Here is an 18,579-nt window from a genome sequence, read left to right on the forward strand (position 1 = left end):
AAGGTAGAGCCATTTATGACGTGGCGAGTCCTGTTCGCCTTTTTTGACCAGATCTTCCATCTCATTCTGGATCTTCTCCATGGCACCTGCCTTGTCGAGAAGATATTCGAGGTTCTTTTTCATGCTTGCTTCAAGCTCTCGTGTGCTCTGGTATTTCTTGCTAAAGAAATCCCAAGAGTCCTTGAGTGACTGCGCAGCCGCCTTCAGCGCCAAAGCACCGGCGGGAAAGGTGAAAGGATTGGTAGACAAAGTAGCACCAACAACAAACAGCGCAGGGGCGGCAATCGGCTTGACTGCGTGCTTCACGCTTTGAACTGCCAACCGCCCCTTTCGTGCTTTGCCCTTGAAATACTGGTGCATCGTCTTTTCCGTGTAATCGACGAGCTTGTTGAATTCTTTGGTCAGCAACTGGTCGATCTGGAAGAGCAGCGTATTCACGTCCTTTTCCCGCGTTTTCGGTGTCTTGAAGCCAGTCACACCGCCGACGGTCACGATATGCGCCTTCCAAAAATCGGTAATCATTGGAGATATTTTGGAGTCTACCTTGTCAGACGAGAGTTTGAATCGGGACTCTACCAGTTTCTTGAAAGACCTTTCATCCCCATCGGTCCAGTCATTGGTCTTCTCACTCGCGATGTTGATTGGCAACGTGTAGGTCAAATTCTTCAGGTTGCCATAGTCGAGAATTGATTTCTTGGGGTCATGTTTCTTAAAGCTTTTGGAGACTGATTCAGTCCAATCGACCTCAAAACTGTAATTCTTTTTAGGCATCGTGGATCCCCTAATATAAAATTTAGTTTAAAATAATCAAAAATAAACCGACATTTTCAAATTAAATTCGGTTTGAGACGATGTTCTTTGATCTTCGCCTTGATTTCAACCGTGGACTTCGCATCGTGGCCCAAAACGGCAGCTCTGGAGTTCGAAGAGGCGTCAAGAAGCTTGGTTTCCAAAGGATATGTGCAGTTGAGCATTGTCCAAGCAGAGTGACCTACCCCCCAAATTTCCCACAATTTTTGGTAGAAGCGGCCCACAGGCCTTTCCTTTTGGATTAGATGCATTGCCAGCGAAGCCAGTCTGCACCGCCCATGGCCTACACTCAATTTGAGCCAAGCGCCTTGGCAGAAAAAGTTGCCAGAACCCAAAAGATCGGCGCTTGGACTGGCAGCACAAGCCTGTCCAAAAACACGAACTACACGCGCGCAGCCGACCAAATCGGCATCCTGTCTGGGGGAGAACAAAGAACGAAAACGGTAAACCGTGTTCAACAGTTTCCAAAATCGCCAATATAATTCAATTAAATCAATTTGGTAGGATTGTGATGGTGAACCCAGCTGGATTCGAACCAGCGACCTCTGCCTTCGGAGGGCAGCGCTCTATCCAGCTGAGCTATGGGTCCATCTGAGGGCGGTATAGCCAGCCACGCCGTCACCTGCAATTACAAAATCGACCTGCGTAAAATCAGTGTCGTTTTATCCAAAAATGTCATGCGCCAATTCCAACGCCTCGATCAGTGTGTCGACCTCGCCGGTGGTGTTGTACATGCCAAAGGACGCGCGGCAGGTGGCGGTTTCGCCAATATGCGCCATCAACGGGCCACAGCAATGTTGCCCCGCCCGCACAGCAACGCCCTTTTTATCAAGGATCGTAGAAATATCATGCGCATGTGCTGCCCCGTCCAACGTAAAGCTGAAAATCGCGGCTTTGTCAGGGGTTGTCCCCTGCACCTGCAACCAGTTCAGGCCCGCAAGCCGCTCGACCGTATAATCGCGCAAGGCGGTTTCGTGGGCAGCGATGTTCGCCATCCCCACGCCCATCATATAATCCAGCGCAACACCAAGGCCGATGGTCTGCACGATGCCGGGGGTGCCCGCCTCGAACTTCATCGGGGCGTCGTTGTAGGTCACATTTTCTTTGGTCACTTCGCGGATCATATCGCCTCCACCCATGAAGGGGCGCATTTCAGCCATGCGTTCGGGTTTGATATAGATCGCACCGGACCCGGACGGACCATACAGCTTGTGACCGGTAATAGCGTAGAAATCACAGCCGATGTCCTGCACATCGACGGGCATGTGCACGGCGGCTTGGGAACCGTCCACCAACACCGGCACCCCCTTGGCATGGGCCCCCGCTGTGATCGTTTTTACGTCAACCACAGTGCCCAACACATTCGACACCTGGGTGATCGCAATTAGCTTGGTCTTGGGGGTGATGGCGTCAATCACGGCCTGCGGGTCCAACGCGCCGGTGGCATCCACATCAACCCATTTGATCACCACACCCTGACGCTCGCGCAGGAAATGCCATGGGACGATATTGGCATGATGCTCCATCACGCTGAGGATGATTTCATCACCCGCCTGAAGGTTGGGCATCGCCCACCCATACGCGACCAGATTGATCCCTTCGGTGGTGCCCGATGTGAACACAATTTCGTCTTCGTCGGCTGCGTTCAGAAACTTGGCGATGGTGCCGCGTACCGATTCATAGCGGTCCGTCGCAAGATTAGAAAGATAGTGCAAGCCACGGTGAACATTGGAATATTCATGGGAATAGGCATGGCTGATCGCGTCGATCACTGCTTGGGGTTTCTGCGCCGAGGCCCCATTATCAAGGTAGACCAGCGGCTTGCCGTTCACCTGTCGCGACAGGATCGGAAAGTCGCTGCGGATTGCAGTAACGTCATACATTTCAAACTACTCCTTGTGCTGCGATACCAACGATCGACAACAGGAAGCTAAGACCGAGAACGATCATCAGCATGGCAATCAGCAGCGTCCCGAAGGCACGCCCGAGGGTCGGAAACCGAAATGCTGCTGCAATAAAATTAACCAAAATCCAAAGCCCGACGATCCCCGTCGCAAGCGAGAAGATCACCGAAATCCCAGGAGCCACGAACATCAGGACAAAGATCACCAGCTGCGCCAGGATCCGCAACACCTGAAGGAACACGACCAAGGCCAGCATATCGCCCAGATCGCCCTGCCCCCCGATTGCGCGGCCTGTCCAGTACAATCCGTGCGTCGTGATCACCAACACCCCTGCCAGCAGCACGAACATCGCCAGCGGGCTGGTAAAGAACGCAGGCATGCCGGGGGTCGGCTGCAACATAATGCTGAACGAAAAAATCATCGTGTTCACGGCAGCGGCAAGCGCCAGCGCCGTCCACAAAGTCTCGCGGTCCAGCCGCCAGCCGATGATTTGTTCCGCCGCTTGGCGCGGGTTGCGCAGGCTAAGGATAACCAGTTCGGTCAGCATAATCCGCAGATCGGTACCTGTCATGATTTTCGCCCATATGCGACCAGCAGACCGCTGACCCAGAACCATAAAAACACACAAAGCCAAATCAGCCCGACGATCTGCAATTCGATGCCCGGCCCGACAAACCCGGCGGTCAGCCCGTGCAACAACACCAGCGGGCTGGACGCCAGCAAGGCCCAGAACAGCGCCAGACGGGTGTTAAAGCCGGTGACATTGCCGCGCAGCACCCGCAGAATGATCTGTGTGCCCGCCGCGAGGATATAGAAAATCAACGGCGCGATGAAAAGCCAGGCCAACAAGGTGCCGCCCAGCAACATGTTCAGCTCGGTCCCGCTTAGAAATGCTTCGCGGGCGAGGCGCGGCGTTTGCGCGACAAAAAAGATCAAACAGGCCACCATGAGGTAAATCAGATTGCGATCCTCACGGGTGCCCTGCCCCAACAGCCGCCGTACGACGGCTGCGGGGTTGCGATAGCTTGCAATGATGTCGCGCGTGGCAGCCATCAGCTTGCGTGCCGCTCAAGCCAGGCGGCAAGCCGTCCGGTGATTTCTTCACGCAGGGCTTCGTCTTCGACTTCGGTCACCGCTTCGGCCAAGAATGCCAGCGTCAGCAGATCGGTCGCCGCACCGTGCGGCACACCGCGCGAGCGCAGATAGAACAGCGCGTCTTCGTCGATCGCCCCCGAGGTCGAGCCATGCGAACAGGCCACATCATCGGCGTAAATCTCAAGCTCGGGCTTGGCAAGGAACTGGCTGTCTTCGTCCAGCAGCAAGGACTGGCTGATCTGGTAGCCGTCGGTCTTTTGGGCACCGGCCTTGACCAAAATCTTGCCTTGGAAAACGCCAGTTGCCCCGTTGCGCAGCACCTTTTTGAACACCTGACGGCTTTCGCAATTCACCGCGTCATGGGTGATGAAGACCGTATCATCATGGTGAAAATCCCCCCCATCGCCGACGCAGGCCCCCGCAACAGTCGCATTCGCATCGTCACCGGTCAGTTCGATCACGCAATCATTGCGCGTCATCACGCCATTGGCGGTCAGGGTGAACGATTTGAACGTGGATTCCGCGCCAAGCCGTGTAAAGATATGCGTGGCAGCACGCTGTTCGTGATCGCGCCCTTGGGCGCGCACGTGGTGGAATGCAGCTTTGTCAGCGACTTCAACCTCAAGCACCCCGTTAAAGCGTGCCGCGATGGGCCCGTTTTCCAGCAACGTCATCTCGGCACCGGCGTCCAGCTTGATGCAGTGATGCAGCATCGCATCGGCTGTGGTCGATGTCCGACGATAGATAAAGTTGACCGGCTTGGTCACTTTACCTGTCACATGGATCAAAATACCGTCCGGCGCGAACGCAGTGTTCAGCGCCGCCAAGGGGCGCGCCACCGGCGACTGACCACGGGTTTCCAACGCACCATAGATGTCGCGTGCCCAATGGATGTCGGCAGTGGCATCCGCCAGCCGCTCGATCTTGATCCCTTCGAGGGTCAGATCATCCGAAGCATCCGCATCAAACACACCGTCAACAAAGACGACCTTCAGGCGGTCGATCTGGTCAAACAGCGGTACTTCGTCGGATGCGCGCAACGCCGCGGGCGCGGCTTCTGCCTGAACAAGCGTATCGGGACGCGTGTATTTCCAGTACTCATCACGGCGCTGCGGCAGGCCCATAGATTGGACCCGCGCCAATGCGTCACGGCGCGCGCTGCCCGACCACCCAGCCAGAGGCATGTCGAGCGTCGCAATCATCGCGTCGGTCGGGGTTTGTTTTACAGCTGCTTCAGCCATTACGCCACCTCGGCAAGGATATCCGCATATCCGTTGTTTTCGACTTCAAGCGCCAGTTCGGGCCCGCCGGTCTTGATGATGCGGCCGTCTGCCATGATGTGCACAACGTCCGGTTTGATGTGGTCCAGCAGGCGCTGATAGTGGGTGATGACCAGAAAACCACGCCCTTCGCTGCGCAGCGCATTCACGCCTTCGGCAACCAGTTTCATCGCATCAACGTCCAGCCCGGAATCGGTCTCATCCAAGATGCACATCTTTGGCTCAAGCATCGCCATCTGCAGGATTTCGTTGCGCTTCTTCTCGCCGCCCGAAAAGCCGACATTGACCGGACGCTTCAGCATGTCGGCGTCGATCTTCAGCTCTTTCGCGCGGGCACGCACAACCTTGAGGAACTCTGCTGCAGACATTTCTTCTTCGCCACGGGCCTTGCGCTGTGCGTTTACGGCCGTGCGCAGGAACGTCATATTGCCGACACCGGGGATTTCAACGGGATACTGGAACGCCAGAAACAGACCGGCAGCAGCGCGTTCTTCGGGTTCCATGTCCAGCAGATCAACCCCTTCAAGGGTGGCGGCCCCCCCCGTCACTTCGTAGCCGTCTTTGCCGGACAGCACATAGGACAGCGTCGATTTACCAGAGCCGTTAGGCCCCATGATCGCGTGAACCTTGCCGGCTTCGATCTCAAGATCTACACCTTTCAGGATCTGCTTGTCTTCGTCTTCGAGTTTGACCTTCAGGCCTTTGATGCTCAGCATGGGATGGTCCTTTTCTTGTGCGTCTATGCTGCAATGGCAGCGAATTGAGTGAATGAAAAGCCCAAGGTTGGGCTGTTTTCAGTGAAAGATTTCATGCTGCAATCTCGGCCCGTAAGGCATTGGGAAAGCTGGCATAAAGAGCGTTTCGGCAGGCGTTTATTCCTGCCTGATAAGACAATGGCGCACCCGGATCGGGCAGGTGCAGTTCGGGGATATCCTCGATCATCACGGGGGCTGGCATGAAACGCCCGACCGAGGCCGCGTAGTCAAGATATTTCAGCCGCGACTGGCCCACAGGGGCGACCCATGTGTTGGGCACACCGTAAGCATCCGCGACGATCAATCCGTGCAGGGACGAGGCAAAAACATGGTCACACATGGCAATCGCCGCACAGACATCGCGGGCAGGATCACGCGGATCAATCAGCTGGTATTTCGGGTCGCTGTCCAACAGCGCGGTCAGCATCACGTCATCCATCAGCGAATGATGCGGCACGATGCCGATCTTGCCATTAGGCACGCGGTCCATCGGCCAGGCATCACTGATCAGCAGCCCCGGATCCCCGAAGCGATCCATTTCCAACCCCAGCAACGCGGCAGTGACCGGTCCACGGACCAATGCGATCTTGACATGATCGGTGAACGTCACCCCATGCACCGGATGCAATAACCCCGTCCCCCAAACCGTTGGTACCAAATCCTTTTCTTCCGCATATGTTCGTTTGACCACCTGCAAAAGAGACCCTATGGCCCAGATGTCAGCCTTGTTCACACCCGCATGCACCACCTCGCGGCCTGACACATGTGCCAACACCACGGGGCTTATCGCGTCCCCGAAATTCGGGACCGCCTTCCACCAATGCAATCGCAAAGGCGTGGTGTTGGCCGCATCCGCCATCAGGCCAGCCGGACCGCCGTGCCGGACACCGATACCATCATCATGCTGTCGCCAATGATCTCGTAATCGATGTCGATGCCGACAACCGCATGGGCCCCTTTGGCGCGCGCTTCGGCTTCAAGCTCTGCCATTGCGGCTTCGCGGGCATGGCGCAGCTTGTTCTCGTACTGCCCCGAGCGCCCGCCGACGATATCGGTGACCCGTGCAAACATGTCGCGCACGATATTGGCCCCCATAATCGTCTCGCCCACCACGATGCCCTGATAGGCAGCGATGGTACGGCCTTCGATGGATTGCGTTGTGGTCAGGATCATTCGTCTTTCCCCTTGCGCAACACCACCAGCGCCACACGGATCGCGGCATAGATCATCGCAAAGATCAGCATCGACGGCAGCGTTGATTTAAACGCTTCCAGCGACAGACCACCTGCCCTGAAAAAAGTCATCAACACCCAGAAAACCAGTGCCGCGATGGCCACATCCCATGTCAGTTTGCGCATCATCTTAAGAAACCTCGCGCGCTGTCACATTGGGCAGCATATCGATATAACTGTGGACCTCGTCTTCGGTCAGCATGTCTCGGTTGACCAATTCAGCCATCGCTGCGACGCCCAAATCCTGGCTAAGAATGACCGCGTCGGTCAGAATAACCAGATGCTTCAACTCCTCAACAGTCAGGGCCTGAAGGTTGAGCAAACTGCGGATAAACACCGCGTCACCGTCCAAAGCCTGAACATGATACGCTCGCCTAGGTAGACGCACAGAAAACTTGTTCAGCCTATGGATCGGCTTGAAGAACAAAAACTTGTGGAACTGAAAGCCAAGCTTTTCCAGCTCGGACATCTGAACATGCATCAAAGGTTGATCATGGTAAATCGGGATCGCAGCCACTTCGCTTATCACTGCCAATGCCTTGCCAACCCGCTTTTTACCGCTGGTATAGACATCGACTTCGCCACCCTGGATATCAATCTTGAGCAAATCAAACTGCGGCAATTCTTTCATGCCATCAAGCGGATGCAGCGTCATTTCAACTCGCTCGATAACCCGTGTGCCGCGGTGCAGCCTGCCAAACGCGTTGCGGGTATCATCATTTGGTTCCAGCAACGACGTAAAGCCGTCGTTATGGCACACGCGCAGCGTCGCTTTGCCAGCAGGACCAATCGCATAGGGCAGGAAATGCGTGTTTGGCGTTTGCGCTTCCACAAGCTTTGCAAAGGCTTCTTCCTGAGGTTCAAAGCCCCAGACCTCACAAAAACCGGCTTCCAGAAGGTCCGCATATGGCGTGGGGCCAATCGGGTTGGCCCCCACGTCGCAAATGCGCGTCAGCCGCTTTGGCTTGAGCACTTCTTGCAAATGGGCAGCACGCTTTTGGTCAAAAGGTGCGGCCATTACCCTACGGATCCTTCAAGCGAGATCGCCACAAGCGCCTGCGCTTCCATGGCAAACTCCATTGGCAATGCTTGCAGCACGTCCTTGCAAAAGCCGTTAACGACTAAGGCCACGGCCTCTTCCTCGTCCATGCCGCGCGAACGGCAATAGAACAGCTGATCGTCATCCACCTTGGATGTTGTCGCCTCGTGTTCGACACGGCTGCTGTTATTCTTGACCTCGATATAGGGCACGGTATGCGCGCCACATTCGGATCCGATCAGCAAACTGTCGCATTGGGTATAGTTGCGCGATTCCTTGGCCTTGGGGTGCATCGACACAAGACCCCGATAGGTGTTTTGCGCCTTGCCGGCACTGATCCCTTTGGACACAATCCGCGACTTGGTGCGCTTGCCCAGATGGATCATTTTGGTGCCCGTGTCGGCCTGCTGCATGTTGTTGGCGATGGCGATGGAATAGAATTCGCCTTGGCTATCATCACCGCGCAGGATGCAGCTGGGGTATTTCCACGTCACAGCAGACCCAGTTTCAACCTGCGTCCACATTACCTTGGCCCGGTCACCACGACAATCGGCGCGCTTGGTCACAAAGTTATAGATCCCGCCCTTGCCGTTTTCATCACCGGGATACCAGTTCTGAACGGTTGAATACTTCACCTCGGCGTCTTCTTCGATGATGATCTCGACCACCGCGGCATGCAGTTGCGATTCGTCGCGCTGCGGCGCGGTACAGCCCTCAAGGTAAGACACATAGGACCCTTTATCGGCGATGATCAGCGTGCGTTCAAACTGACCGGTGTTTTCAGCGTTGATGCGGAAATAAGTGGACAGTTCCATCGGACAGCGCACACCCGGCGGCACGTAAACGAACGACCCGTCGGAAAACACGGCCGAATTCAGCGTCGCATAGAAATTGTCATTCACTGGCACAACCGAACCAAGGTACTTTTTCACCAATTCAGGATGGTCGCGGATCGCCTCCGAGATGGAACAAAAGATCACCCCCGCAGCTTTCAGTTCTTTCTGAAAGGTTGTGCCGACGGATACCGAATCGAATACCGCATCCACAGCAACCTTGCGCGGCGCATCGGTCAATTCCTCGGCACCCTCGACACCGGCCAGCAATGCCTGCTCTTTCAGCGGGATGCCCAGCTTTTTATAGGTGGCCAATAGCTTTGGGTCGACGTCGTCCAGCGACTTGGGCTTGACCGCCATCGATTTTGGGCGTGCATAATAATACTGGCTCTGAAAGTCGATCTTTGGATAGTCGACCATCGCCCAGTCAGGTTCCTTCTTGGTCAGCCAGCGCTGATAGGCCGCAAGACGCCATTCCAGCATCCATTCAGGCTCTTCGTTCTTACCCGAGATCAGCTTGACGATATCTTCGTTCAGACCCAGCGGGGCGTAATCCATCTCGATATCAGTGGACCAGCCATGCTTGTAGGCACCGCCGACTTCGCGCACCGCATCTACTGTCTCTTGATCGACGCCGTCTTTTACTATCGTAGTGTCCACGCTCATATTCCTCTCGCTTCGGGCTTCACGCCGCCCGCATCTGGTGTTTCGTCCATTTTTCGATCCATGCATCGGCAAAGCGCAATACATCGTCTTTTCTCGTCTCAAGACCAAGCGATACGCGGATCGCGCTTGACGCTTCGGCCTCGGAATATCCCATCGCCCTCAAGACCTTGCTTGCCTTGACCTTGCCACTGGAACAGGCAGACCCAGCAGAGATCGCGAAACCCGACAAATCCATTTGCATCACCTGAGTCTCGCCCTTCCAGCCCGAGGTAAGGATGCACGAGGTATTCGGCAAGCGCGGCATGTCTTTCCCGACAAAAATAGTCTGATCAGTCGCAGCCGCAATAGTCTTTTCTAGAATATCTCTAAGGTGGGCCACTTCGTCCCACCGACCCGCGACCACATCTTGGCCCGCCGCCTCCGCTGCAGCACCGAAGCCAGCGATTCCAACGATATTTTCAGTGCCCGACCGCCGGTTCATCTCTTGCCCGCCCCCACGCAGCATCGCAACGGGATCATGGGCAGTAAAGTTGATCAGTGCACCGACCCCCTTGGGCCCGCCCATCTTGTGGGCCGACAAGATTGCATAGGAAGGCGTCACATCGCCGTAAGCCACTGCCATCTTGCCCGCCAATTGGGTGATATCGCAGACAGTCGAATAGTGCTGGGTGCTGCCAACCACCAAACCCGCCGCTCCCAGAACCCCTGTCTCGCTATTGGCGGCCGATATGGCCAGCAAATGATGTGCCTCGACAGCACCGGTCGCACCCTGCGCGGGGTCAACCGCAACCTCGCTCCAGTCTCCCAAACAGTCGTGCTCCGTCGGCAAAGCCGCAAACACACCCCCGTGCTGCGCCTTTTGTGCGACCGCCAATGCCGCCGCCTCGGTGGCGCTGCTGGTAAAAATCACCTGCGTGGTCTTGCACCCGACCAGCGCCGCAACCTGCGCCCGCGCCCGCTCAACCAATAACTTGGCTGCGCGCCCCTCTGAATGCACGCTAGACGGATTACCCACCACATCCACCGCCGCAATCATTGCCGCGCGCGCCACCGCCCTGACCGGCGTCGTTGCATTATGATCCAGATAAACCCTCACAACACCTTCCAAATGGCCAAATATCCCAGGGAGTTTGAGGGACAGCGTCCCTCATTCTTCAACAAAAGAAACCGCGCTTGCGCGTCTACAGGCCTGATCATTCCTCATCCACCAAAGCGAATAGGTTTGGCACAGCCGGACAAGGTGCAAGTTCATTGGCCACAACATCGGACAATCGCGTCTGATGCAGATACACATAAACCTGCGCGCTCAACCCCTCCCACAAACGGTTCGTCAAAGACTGTGCGCGACTGCCCGACGATCCGCCAGAGGCCCCGGCACCCACATGCATCGCATCAACCTTTTCATCCACCGCACTCAGGATATCGACGACGCGTATATCCGATGCAGGCCGCCCCAACCGGTATCCGCCCCCCGGTCCACGCACCGACGCCACCAGTTCAGCGCGGCGCAACTTGACGAAAAGCTGCTCAAGATAGGGCAAAGATATTGACTGCCGTTCCGCAATATCTCCAAGGCTCACCAGCCCGCCCGGCGGCTGCAACGCGATATCCGTCAGCGCCACCATCGCATATCGGCCCTTGGTTGACAGTTTCATATCGTTTGTTTCCTTGCCAAAATCGCCAGCTAGATTGACGTCAGCGGTGTTAATGCCTAAGTGCAGTGCCTGATCCACAGAAACGCTGGGGTCATGCAAGTTAGAACCGTTCTAAGGTGTCTTAGGGAATTCGTCAACTATTCCGCGACATCTTCAGAGCCCAAAGCAGGGACGCCCATGCCCGAGGTTATTTTTCCCGGACCCGAAGGCCGCCTCGAAGGCCGCTACCATCCACAAAAAGAACGCGACGCGCCAATCGCCATTCTTTTGCACCCACACCCCCAATTTGGCGGCACAATGAACCACAAGGTGGTTTATAACATGCACTACGCATTCTACCGGATGGGATTTACCGTGCTGCGGTTCAATTTCCGTGGCGTTGGGCGCAGCCAAGGTGAATATGATCAAGGCATTGGCGAATTGTCCGATGCCGCGTCCGCGCTTGATTACCTGCAATCGATGAACAACAACTCCAAGCATTGCTGGGTTGCTGGTTTCTCGTTCGGGGCTTGGATCGGCATGCAACTTTTGATGCGCCGCCCTGAAATCACCGGCTTCATCTCGGTCGCTCCGCCGGCGAATATGTATGACTTCAGCTTCCTTGCGCCCTGCCCGGCGTCGGGTCTGGTGATCAACGGCACTGCCGACCGTGTCGCACCACCGGCTGATACAGTTAATCTGGTCAACAAGCTGCATGAACAAAAAGGCATCACGATCACCCACCAAGAGATCGAAGGCGCGGGCCACTTCTTTGAAGAACCCCACATGGATACGCTGATCAATTCGACCACGGACTATGTGAAACGCCGCCTGACCGAAACCTCGCGCTGATGGCTGACCAGAACGTCATCGACATGGCCAACCAGTTGGCCGAGGAATGTCTGGCGGTCCAGCGCGAAACCGGCAATGACCGCTTGTTCATGGAGGTCGCCGGTGTTCTGGGGGCCTCTTCTCAGACCATGGAAGAAGCCTTTGTAACCGCCATCCGTACGCGCATGGCCACGTTTCAGGGGCGCGCCTTTCTGAACAAAGCCCTTGAGGCGCACAAAGCGAAAGACCCACAGGCATGACACAACGACTTGAGCAGCAGATCGCCTTTTTGAACGAGGCGGACAAGCTCAAGTCGGTCAACCGGGGTACCTTGTTATGCGACGCTTCGCGGGCGGAAAATTCGGCAGAACATAGCTGGCATCTGACGCTTTATGCCTTGGTTCTGGCAGATCAGGCAGGGTCGGATGTCGACCTGACGCGCGTTATCAAAATGCTCATTCTGCATGATCTCGTTGAGATCGACGCAGGCGACAACCCTATCTTTGGCGACTTTGACCAAATCGCCATGGAAGCGCAGGAACAAATTGCAGCCGATCGCATATTTGGAATACTTCCCAATGACTTGGGCGACGATCTTCGTGCTACATGGGAAGAGTTCGAGGCCAACACCACAGCCACCGCCCGCTTTGCCAAGTCGCTGGACCGGTTCCAGCCGCCGATGCAAAACCTTGCTGCTGGTGGCGGCAGTTGGGTCGAATATAATGTCACCGAAGAAACATTCGTTGAAAAAGTAGGCTCGAAAATCGCAACTGGCGCGCCGGGCCTGTGGCACTTTGCCCAATCCAAAGTTTCGGCCTGGTTTGCGGAGCATCGCTAAGCCTGCTCGCGTCCGAATTTGCGTGATTTTCACGCAGTCTTCACACTATCTGTGCAACCACTACCTCAACAGAGGTAAATTTCGGTATACCTATGTATACCGACTATCAAAACACGCGCAGATCGGCTAAGACGCCCTCGGAAACGCATCAAAGGAACCGCGCCCATGACCAAGATCAAGGTAGACAACCCGATTGTCGAACTCGACGGCGATGAGATGACCCGGATCATCTGGCATTTCATCAAAGAAAAGCTGATCCTGCCCTATCTCGATGTTGACCTCAAATATTACGATCTCGGGATGGAAGTCCGCGACGAAACCAATGACCAGATCACCATCGACGCGGCCCACGCGATCAAGGAATTCGGCGTCGGCGTGAAATGCGCGACGATCACCCCAGACGAAGCGCGGGTCGAGGAATTCGGTCTGAAAGAAATGTGGCGTTCACCAAACGGGACGATCCGCAACATCCTGGGCGGCGTGATTTTCCGCCAGCCTATCATTTGCAAAAACGTGCCGCGCCTTGTGCCTGGCTGGACCAAGCCCATCGTCGTCGGCCGTCACGCCTTTGGCGACCAGTACAAAGCGACAGATTTCAAATTCCCCGGCAAGGGCAAGCTGACCCTGAAATTCGTCGGCGAAGATGGTACCGAGATTGAGCGCGAAGTGTTTGACGCCCCCGATGCAGGCGTCGTGATGGCAATGTACAACCTTGATAAATCCATCATCGACTTCGCACGCGCGTCGATGAACTACGGCCTCAACCTTGGCTGGCCCGTGTATCTAAGCACCAAGAATACGATCCTCAAACAATATGACGGGCGTTTTCTTGAGCTGTTCCAGCAGGTTTACGAGACTGAATTTGCTGATAAATTCAAGGCCAAGGGTATCACATACGAACACCGGCTGATCGACGATATGGTCGCCTGTGCGATGAAGTGGAACGGCGGCTATGTCTGGGCCTGCAAGAACTACGATGGCGATGTCCAGTCCGATACGGTTGCGCAGGGCTTTGGGTCGCTTGGGCTGATGACATCTGTGCTGATGACCCCGGATGGCAATACGGTCGAGGCCGAAGCAGCCCACGGCACTGTCACGCGCCATTACCGCCAGCACCAGAAAGGCGAGGAAACATCGACCAATTCCATCGCATCGATTTATGCTTGGACGGGCGGCCTGAAGCACCGTGGCAAGCTTGACGACAACGCGGCGCTGATCCGTTTTGCCGAGACCTTGGAGAAAACCGTAGTCGACACGGTGGAATCCGGCCACATGACAAAGGATCTGGCGCTTTTGGTCGGGCCGGACCAAGGCTGGCTAACGACGATGGGCTTTCTGGAAAAAGTGGACGAAAATCTGAACAAGGCCCTGAAAGGCTAAATTCAAAAGGGCCGTCCTTATTAGGGCGGCCCATTTTTTATGCAGCAGCTGTTTTAATTTGACGTTGCCCCCGCGTTAGAATGTCAAATCCTGAATGCGCCCTAGACAGGTCAACCTTGCTGTCCTAAGTGACAGACATGCAGCGCAATCAAACAACCGACCATAGCCTAACCGATGACATCCAAGGCCTGAGCCTTGGCATTTTCCTCTGTGGGCTTGGCATTCACCTTCTGACGTCCGTGGGATTGATCACCGGGCAAACCGCGGGGCTGGCCGTGATCATCGCCTATCTGACAGGATATTCCTTTGGCGTTGTTTTCTTTGCCATAAACCTGCCCTTCTACTTCCTTGCCTACAAACGGCTGGGTGCCGAATTCACGATCAAGTCGTTGATTTCGGTGTCGCTGCTTTCAGTGGTCACAGAATTATTGCCGTTTGGCTTTGTGGTTCAAGCGCTCAACCCTGCCTTGGGTGCCGTTATGTTCGGATCTCTCGTTGGGTTGGGTCTGCTTGCCATGTTCCGCCACAACGGGTCTTTGGGCGGGCTTGGCGTGATCGCGTTGCTGATTCAGGATACCACCGGTTTCAAAGCAGGATGGGTGCAGTTGATCACCGACGGCGTCATCTTTGCCGTCGCGTTGTTGCTGTTTCCGGCGACGGTGGTGGTCTATTCACTACTGGGGGCCGTCGTTCTGAACCTGATCATCACCTTCAACCACCGCCGCGATCGCTATATCGCGATCTAAGTTCGCGTATCTATTGCCCGCGGTTATGTGTCTTGGCGTAAAGCTTGGCGATGATCCCGCTCGCGGTTTTCTCAAACAGGCACGGGATCAGGGCATGGACAAGCGCGGCACCCGCGGCGGCAAAAAGCAGCCCCGAAAACTTGAGAGCAAACGCCATATGCTCGAGGAAACTCTCATCCACTTTGGCGGGGTGGTCCAGAAAAACGCGTGAAATCATTGGTATGCTCCTTCGAAATGCCTTTAAAGACACTCTAGCAAAAGGCGGCGAGCGATATATCCCAGACTTTCCTGCGATTTAGGATTGCTGTGGGATAAAATTTTGAACATGCTGCATATCATGAGACAATATGACAGCACAGACCGCCGTATTCTGGGTGAATTGCAACGCGATGTCAGCCAGTCAATGGACCAGATCAGTGATCGGATCAATCTTTCGCGCAATGCCTGCTGGCGGCGCATTCGTGCCCTTGAAGAAGACGGCGTTATCACCGCTCGTGTTGCGCTGCTGGACCCCGCCAAGCTGGGGCTGGGGTTGACCGTTTTCATGCAAATCCGCACCAACGCCCATGAACCCGGCTGGCTTGAGACATTTTCAAAGGCCACCAAATCAATGCCGGAAATCCAAGGCGTCTACCGTATGACCGGCGATCTGGACTATTTGATCCGGGCGCGGGTTGCGGATATGGCAGGATATGACCGCTTGTATCAATCGCTTATCCGCCGGGTCACCCTTTCGGACGTCTCGGCCAGCTTTGTGATGGAAGAAATCAAGGAAACCACCGCGCTGCCGCTGTGAAAAGGATTAAAATCAATGCATTACCTATGGCTTTTTATTGCGATCATATCCGAAACGATCGGCACCACTGCCTTGCAGGCCTCGCAACAATTTACACGGCTATGGCCGTCGGTTGGGGCCGTCGTTTCCTACCTGATCTCGTTTTATTTCATGGCGCTGGCCCTCAAGGTGATGCCCGTGGGGATCGTGTATGCGATCTGGTCCGGCCTCGGGATCGTGTGCATCGCAGCCATCGGTTATGTCGTCTTTGGCCAACGACTGGATATGCCCGCAGTCGCAGGATTGGCGATGATCATCGCGGGTATTTTGGTCATTCACCTGTTCTCGAACACCACAACCCACTGAAACCTGCGTGACACGACGTCTTGCGTGGCTTTAGGGCTGGCTTTCTGGTGCGCGCCACGGTATGCGCGGCGCAAATGCTGTGGTGCAAAAGCGCGCGGCCCTGTTTCCTATTCAAAGGCTATCTCCTCATGGACATGCGCAACATCGCAATCATCGCTCACGTTGACCACGGCAAAACGACGCTGGTTGACGAACTTCTGAAACAATCCGGCACCTATCGCGAAAACCAGGCGACCACAGAACGCGCCATGGACAGCAACGATCTGGAACGCGAACGCGGCATCACTATTTTCGCCAAGCCAACATCGGTTGAGTGGAAAGGCCTGCGCATCAACATCGTTGATACCCCCGGCCACGCCGACTTCGGTGGCGAAGTTGAACGTATCCTGTCGATGGTTGACGGCGTTGTGCTGCTGGTTGACGCTGCCGAAGGCCCGATGCCACAGACTAAATTTGTGACCTCCAAAGCGCTGGCATTGGGACTTAACCCCATCGTTGTGCTGAACAAGGTCGACAAAGGCGATGCGGAACCTGATCGCGCGCTGGACGAATGTTTCGACCTGTTCGCCAGCCTTGGTGCCAATGACGAACAGCTGGATTTCCCGCACATGTATGCCTCGGGCCGCAATGGCTGGGCCGACATGGAGCTTGACGGCCCGCGCAAGGATCTGTCGGCGCTGTTCGACCTGATCGTCAAGCATGTCCCTGCACCCAAGCAGCTGAAAGACATCGACAAGCCGTTCACCATGCTGGCCACCACTTTGGGCGCTGATGCGTTTATTGGCCGTATGCTGACAGGCCGCGTTGAAACCGGCACATTGAAAACCGGCGAACAGGTCAAGGCCCTGTCGCGTGACGGCAAGCTGATCGAAAACTTTCGCGTGACCAAAATCATGGCATTCCGCGGGTTGATGCAGCAACCGATCGACGTTGCCGAAGCAGGCGATATCGTGTCGATCGCCGGGATGGCCAAGGCAACTGTTGCTGATTCCATTGTGGCCACATCGGTTGATACCGCCCTGCCCGCACAGCCCATCGATCCGCCCACAATCACCATCACATTCGGCATCAACGACAGCCCGCTTGCTGGCCGTGACGGCAAAAAAGTACAATCACGCGTGATCCGTGACCGCCTGATGAAAGAAGCCGAATCCAACGTGGCGATCAAGGTTTCCGACACACCCGGCGGTGAAGCGTTCGAAGTCGCGGGCCGTGGCGAACTTCAAATGGGTGTTTTGATCGAAAACATGCGCCGCGAAGGCTTTGAATTGTCGGTGTCGCGCCCTCAGGTTCTGTTTCGCACCGGCGAAAATGGTGAGCGGCTTGAGCCCATCGAAGAAGTCACCATCGACGTGGATGACGAATATTCCGGCGCTGTGATCGAGAAAATCACGGGTCCGCGCAAAGGCGAACTGGCCGAGATGAAGCCCGCTGGCGCTGGCAAGACCCGCATCATCGCGCTGGTCCCATCGCGCGGCCTGATCGGGTATCACGGTGAATTCCTGACCGATACACGCGGTACGGGCGTTTTGAACCGCGTGTTCAACAGCTGGGCACCCCACAAGGGCGCAATTCCCGGACGTCGTGCGGGTGTGCTGATCTCGATGGAAAACGGAACATCGGTTTCCTATGCGTTGTGGAAACTGGAAGACCGCGGCAAGTTCTTTATCGGCGCGCAAGAAGCCGTCTATCAGGGCATGATCATTGGCGAACATAGCCGTGAAAATGATCTTGAAGTGAACCCGCTTAAGGGCAAGCAGCTGACCAACGTACGTGCATCCGGTACGGATGAAGCCGTCCGTCTGACCACGCCTGTTACGCTGACGCTGGAACAGGCCATTGCCTATATCGACGATGATGAGCTGGTCGAAGTGACACCAAACGCCGTGCGTCTGCGCAAGCGTTATCTGGACCCGCATGAGCGTAAGCGGATGTCGAAGTCCGCTTGAGTTAGCGTGGTCTGGGGCTAGCCCCAGACCACAAGATTTTAGACGATTTGGAATTGGGGGCCTTTCGAGGCTCCCTTTTTTTATTGCTAGTGGAGTTTTGGATTGGGGGAGCAGGCTCTTGTCAGCGGACTGAGTGCGCCATGACACTATTTACTGGCTGCGAGTAGAGTGCGTTCGGCACGGTGACCGATGAGGTTGCATCAGACAAGGCTTAGGGCTGGCACACCCAGAGCCCCGGCCCCGGAGGGCAGAAATACACTAAACAATCTGAAGATAGTATTTTCATGCGCCTGAACAAGCGCATTAAATCGAGTTGTGCAGAATGATCAGCCGAGGTTAATCGTCGATCTCGATGACCATTAACTCCCGCTCGGATGCCCCTTTGGCATGGGAAAGGGCTTCTTGGTAGGCGTCAGAGTTGTAGCAAGCGACGGCCTCTTCCAGCG

At 55.7% G+C, this 18,579-nt stretch carries 24 protein-coding genes and 1 tRNA gene; 8 read left to right on the forward strand and 17 right to left on the reverse strand.

Going from position 1 to position 18,579, the window contains the following annotated elements:
* The 15 genes from ABYT07_RS11025 to ABYT07_RS11095 all read right to left on the reverse strand — a co-directional run.
* On the reverse strand, window positions 1-771 hold a 771-nt coding region (locus tag ABYT07_RS11025), incomplete at its 3' end, for a hypothetical protein (protein WP_372991655.1).
* Between the two features lie 56 nt (window positions 772-827).
* Window positions 828-1,034, reverse strand: coding sequence for a hypothetical protein (locus ABYT07_RS11030; protein WP_372991657.1), 207 nt, complete (start codon window positions 1,032-1,034; stop codon window positions 828-830).
* Window positions 1,035-1,322: 288 nt separating this feature from the next.
* Window positions 1,323-1,399, reverse strand: a tRNA-Arg gene (locus ABYT07_RS11035).
* Between the two features lie 73 nt (window positions 1,400-1,472).
* The gene (locus tag ABYT07_RS11040) at window positions 1,473-2,693 is read right to left on the reverse strand and encodes a cysteine desulfurase (RefSeq protein ID WP_372991659.1); all 1,221 of its coding nucleotides are present in this window, start codon (window positions 2,691-2,693) and stop codon (window positions 1,473-1,475) included.
* Between the two features lies 1 nt (window position 2,694).
* Window positions 2,695-3,285 carry a Yip1 family protein gene (locus ABYT07_RS11045; protein WP_372991661.1) on the reverse strand — a complete coding sequence of 197 codons (591 nt, stop codon included), beginning with the start codon at window positions 3,283-3,285 and terminating at the stop codon, window positions 2,695-2,697.
* Entirely contained in the window at window positions 3,282-3,767 is a 486-nt protein-coding gene (locus tag ABYT07_RS11050; protein ID WP_372991663.1) for a YIP1 family protein, read from the reverse strand. Before ABYT07_RS11050 ends, ABYT07_RS11045 begins: the two co-directional genes overlap by 4 nt.
* Window positions 3,767-5,050: a SufD family Fe-S cluster assembly protein gene (locus ABYT07_RS11055; RefSeq protein WP_372991665.1), complete on the reverse strand. Its 1,284-nt coding sequence runs from the start codon at window positions 5,048-5,050 to the stop codon at window positions 3,767-3,769. The genes ABYT07_RS11050 and ABYT07_RS11055 overlap by 1 nt, the downstream gene beginning before the upstream one ends.
* Window positions 5,050-5,805, reverse strand: coding sequence for a Fe-S cluster assembly ATPase SufC (sufC, locus tag ABYT07_RS11060; protein ID WP_372991667.1), 756 nt, complete (start codon window positions 5,803-5,805; stop codon window positions 5,050-5,052). Before sufC ends, ABYT07_RS11055 begins: the two co-directional genes overlap by 1 nt.
* Before the next feature lie 91 nt (window positions 5,806-5,896).
* The gene (locus tag ABYT07_RS11065; RefSeq protein ID WP_372991669.1) at window positions 5,897-6,703 is read right to left on the reverse strand and encodes a polysaccharide pyruvyl transferase family protein; all 807 of its coding nucleotides are present in this window, start codon (window positions 6,701-6,703) and stop codon (window positions 5,897-5,899) included.
* Window positions 6,703-7,017, reverse strand: coding sequence for a heavy metal-binding domain-containing protein (locus ABYT07_RS11070; RefSeq protein ID WP_372991671.1), 315 nt, complete (start codon window positions 7,015-7,017; stop codon window positions 6,703-6,705). The genes ABYT07_RS11065 and ABYT07_RS11070 overlap by 1 nt, the downstream gene beginning before the upstream one ends.
* Window positions 7,014-7,205, reverse strand: coding sequence for a hypothetical protein (locus ABYT07_RS11075; RefSeq protein WP_372991673.1), 192 nt, complete (start codon window positions 7,203-7,205; stop codon window positions 7,014-7,016). The genes ABYT07_RS11070 and ABYT07_RS11075 overlap by 4 nt, the downstream gene beginning before the upstream one ends.
* A 1-nt stretch (window position 7,206) precedes the next feature.
* Window positions 7,207-8,094: an FkbM family methyltransferase gene (locus tag ABYT07_RS11080; RefSeq protein WP_372991675.1), complete on the reverse strand. Its 888-nt coding sequence runs from the start codon at window positions 8,092-8,094 to the stop codon at window positions 7,207-7,209.
* Window positions 8,094-9,614, reverse strand: a complete 1,521-nt coding sequence (gene sufB / locus ABYT07_RS11085) for a Fe-S cluster assembly protein SufB (RefSeq protein WP_372991677.1) — start codon at window positions 9,612-9,614, stop codon at window positions 8,094-8,096. Before sufB ends, ABYT07_RS11080 begins: the two co-directional genes overlap by 1 nt.
* Window positions 9,615-9,633: 19 nt before the next feature.
* Entirely contained in the window at window positions 9,634-10,710 is a 1,077-nt protein-coding gene (locus ABYT07_RS11090; RefSeq protein ID WP_372991679.1) for a cysteine desulfurase family protein, read from the reverse strand.
* Window positions 10,711-10,807: 97 nt separating this feature from the next.
* Complete coding sequence (locus ABYT07_RS11095; RefSeq protein WP_372991681.1) at window positions 10,808-11,269, reverse strand: Rrf2 family transcriptional regulator; 462 nt, start codon at window positions 11,267-11,269, stop codon at window positions 10,808-10,810.
* Between the two features lie 177 nt (window positions 11,270-11,446).
* Here ABYT07_RS11095 and ABYT07_RS11100 point away from each other — a divergent pair, with 177 nt between their 5' ends.
* From ABYT07_RS11100 to ABYT07_RS11120, 5 genes are all read left to right on the forward strand, one after another.
* A complete protein-coding gene (locus tag ABYT07_RS11100) occupies window positions 11,447-12,100 on the forward strand; it encodes an alpha/beta hydrolase (protein WP_372991683.1) in 654 nt (217 codons plus the stop codon).
* Window positions 12,100-12,339, forward strand: a complete 240-nt coding sequence (locus tag ABYT07_RS11105) for a hypothetical protein (protein WP_372991685.1) — start codon at window positions 12,100-12,102, stop codon at window positions 12,337-12,339. The genes ABYT07_RS11100 and ABYT07_RS11105 overlap by 1 nt, the downstream gene beginning before the upstream one ends.
* Window positions 12,336-12,917, forward strand: a complete 582-nt coding sequence (locus tag ABYT07_RS11110) for an HD domain-containing protein (protein ID WP_372991687.1) — start codon at window positions 12,336-12,338, stop codon at window positions 12,915-12,917. The genes ABYT07_RS11105 and ABYT07_RS11110 overlap by 4 nt, the downstream gene beginning before the upstream one ends.
* A gap of 165 nt (window positions 12,918-13,082) precedes the next feature.
* Complete coding sequence (locus ABYT07_RS11115; RefSeq protein WP_372991689.1) at window positions 13,083-14,297, forward strand: NADP-dependent isocitrate dehydrogenase; 1,215 nt, start codon at window positions 13,083-13,085, stop codon at window positions 14,295-14,297.
* Window positions 14,298-14,434: 137 nt separating this feature from the next.
* On the forward strand, window positions 14,435-15,043 hold the full coding sequence (locus ABYT07_RS11120; RefSeq protein ID WP_372991691.1) for a YitT family protein: 609 nt from the start codon (window positions 14,435-14,437) through the stop codon (window positions 15,041-15,043).
* A gap of 10 nt (window positions 15,044-15,053) precedes the next feature.
* Here ABYT07_RS11120 and ABYT07_RS11125 read toward each other — a convergent pair whose 3' ends face one another.
* Window positions 15,054-15,260: a DUF6356 family protein gene (locus tag ABYT07_RS11125; protein ID WP_372991693.1), complete on the reverse strand. Its 207-nt coding sequence runs from the start codon at window positions 15,258-15,260 to the stop codon at window positions 15,054-15,056.
* A gap of 120 nt (window positions 15,261-15,380) precedes the next feature.
* Here ABYT07_RS11125 and ABYT07_RS11130 point away from each other — a divergent pair, with 120 nt between their 5' ends.
* From ABYT07_RS11130 to typA, 3 genes are all read left to right on the forward strand, one after another.
* The gene (locus tag ABYT07_RS11130; protein WP_372991695.1) at window positions 15,381-15,839 is read left to right on the forward strand and encodes an Lrp/AsnC family transcriptional regulator; all 459 of its coding nucleotides are present in this window, start codon (window positions 15,381-15,383) and stop codon (window positions 15,837-15,839) included.
* A gap of 15 nt (window positions 15,840-15,854) precedes the next feature.
* Window positions 15,855-16,184: a multidrug efflux SMR transporter gene (locus ABYT07_RS11135; protein WP_372991696.1), complete on the forward strand. Its 330-nt coding sequence runs from the start codon at window positions 15,855-15,857 to the stop codon at window positions 16,182-16,184.
* Between the two features lie 128 nt (window positions 16,185-16,312).
* On the forward strand, window positions 16,313-18,133 hold the full coding sequence (gene typA / locus ABYT07_RS11140; protein ID WP_372991698.1) for a translational GTPase TypA: 1,821 nt from the start codon (window positions 16,313-16,315) through the stop codon (window positions 18,131-18,133).
* A gap of 336 nt (window positions 18,134-18,469) precedes the next feature.
* Here typA and ABYT07_RS11145 read toward each other — a convergent pair.
* Window positions 18,470-18,579, reverse strand: a 110-nt coding sequence (locus tag ABYT07_RS11145) for a DUF1330 domain-containing protein (protein WP_372991700.1), incomplete at its 5' end; no start/stop codon positions are given.

This window comes from Sulfitobacter sp. (assembly GCF_041552635.1).
GTDB lineage: Bacteria > Pseudomonadota > Alphaproteobacteria > Rhodobacterales > Rhodobacteraceae > Sulfitobacter.

Coding starts and splice junctions, on each gene's coding strand:
- ABYT07_RS11080 (WP_372991675.1), bottom strand. CDS start 8,094: ATGGCCGCACCTTTTGACCAAAAGCGTGCTGCCCATTTGCAAGAAGTG.
- ABYT07_RS11055 (WP_372991665.1), bottom strand. CDS start 5,050: ATGGCTGAAGCAGCTGTAAAACAAACCCCGACCGACGCGATGATTGCG.
- ABYT07_RS11100 (WP_372991683.1), top strand. CDS start 11,447: ATGCCCGAGGTTATTTTTCCCGGACCCGAAGGCCGCCTCGAAGGCCGC.
- ABYT07_RS11095 (WP_372991681.1), bottom strand. CDS start 11,269: ATGAAACTGTCAACCAAGGGCCGATATGCGATGGTGGCGCTGACGGAT.
- ABYT07_RS11110 (WP_372991687.1), top strand. CDS start 12,336: ATGACACAACGACTTGAGCAGCAGATCGCCTTTTTGAACGAGGCGGAC.
- ABYT07_RS11050 (WP_372991663.1), bottom strand. CDS start 3,767: ATGGCTGCCACGCGCGACATCATTGCAAGCTATCGCAACCCCGCAGCC.
- ABYT07_RS11065 (WP_372991669.1), bottom strand. CDS start 6,703: ATGGCGGATGCGGCCAACACCACGCCTTTGCGATTGCATTGGTGGAAG.
- sufC (WP_372991667.1), bottom strand. CDS start 5,805: ATGCTGAGCATCAAAGGCCTGAAGGTCAAACTCGAAGACGAAGACAAG.
- ABYT07_RS11075 (WP_372991673.1), bottom strand. CDS start 7,205: ATGATGCGCAAACTGACATGGGATGTGGCCATCGCGGCACTGGTTTTC.
- ABYT07_RS11115 (WP_372991689.1), top strand. CDS start 13,083: ATGACCAAGATCAAGGTAGACAACCCGATTGTCGAACTCGACGGCGAT.
- ABYT07_RS11040 (WP_372991659.1), bottom strand. CDS start 2,693: ATGTATGACGTTACTGCAATCCGCAGCGACTTTCCGATCCTGTCGCGA.
- typA (WP_372991698.1), top strand. CDS start 16,313: ATGGACATGCGCAACATCGCAATCATCGCTCACGTTGACCACGGCAAA.
- ABYT07_RS11105 (WP_372991685.1), top strand. CDS start 12,100: ATGGCTGACCAGAACGTCATCGACATGGCCAACCAGTTGGCCGAGGAA.
- sufB (WP_372991677.1), bottom strand. CDS start 9,614: ATGAGCGTGGACACTACGATAGTAAAAGACGGCGTCGATCAAGAGACA.
- ABYT07_RS11130 (WP_372991695.1), top strand. CDS start 15,381: ATGAGACAATATGACAGCACAGACCGCCGTATTCTGGGTGAATTGCAA.
- ABYT07_RS11125 (WP_372991693.1), bottom strand. CDS start 15,260: ATGATTTCACGCGTTTTTCTGGACCACCCCGCCAAAGTGGATGAGAGT.
- ABYT07_RS11135 (WP_372991696.1), top strand. CDS start 15,855: ATGCATTACCTATGGCTTTTTATTGCGATCATATCCGAAACGATCGGC.
- ABYT07_RS11045 (WP_372991661.1), bottom strand. CDS start 3,285: ATGACAGGTACCGATCTGCGGATTATGCTGACCGAACTGGTTATCCTT.
- ABYT07_RS11070 (WP_372991671.1), bottom strand. CDS start 7,017: ATGATCCTGACCACAACGCAATCCATCGAAGGCCGTACCATCGCTGCC.
- ABYT07_RS11120 (WP_372991691.1), top strand. CDS start 14,435: ATGCAGCGCAATCAAACAACCGACCATAGCCTAACCGATGACATCCAA.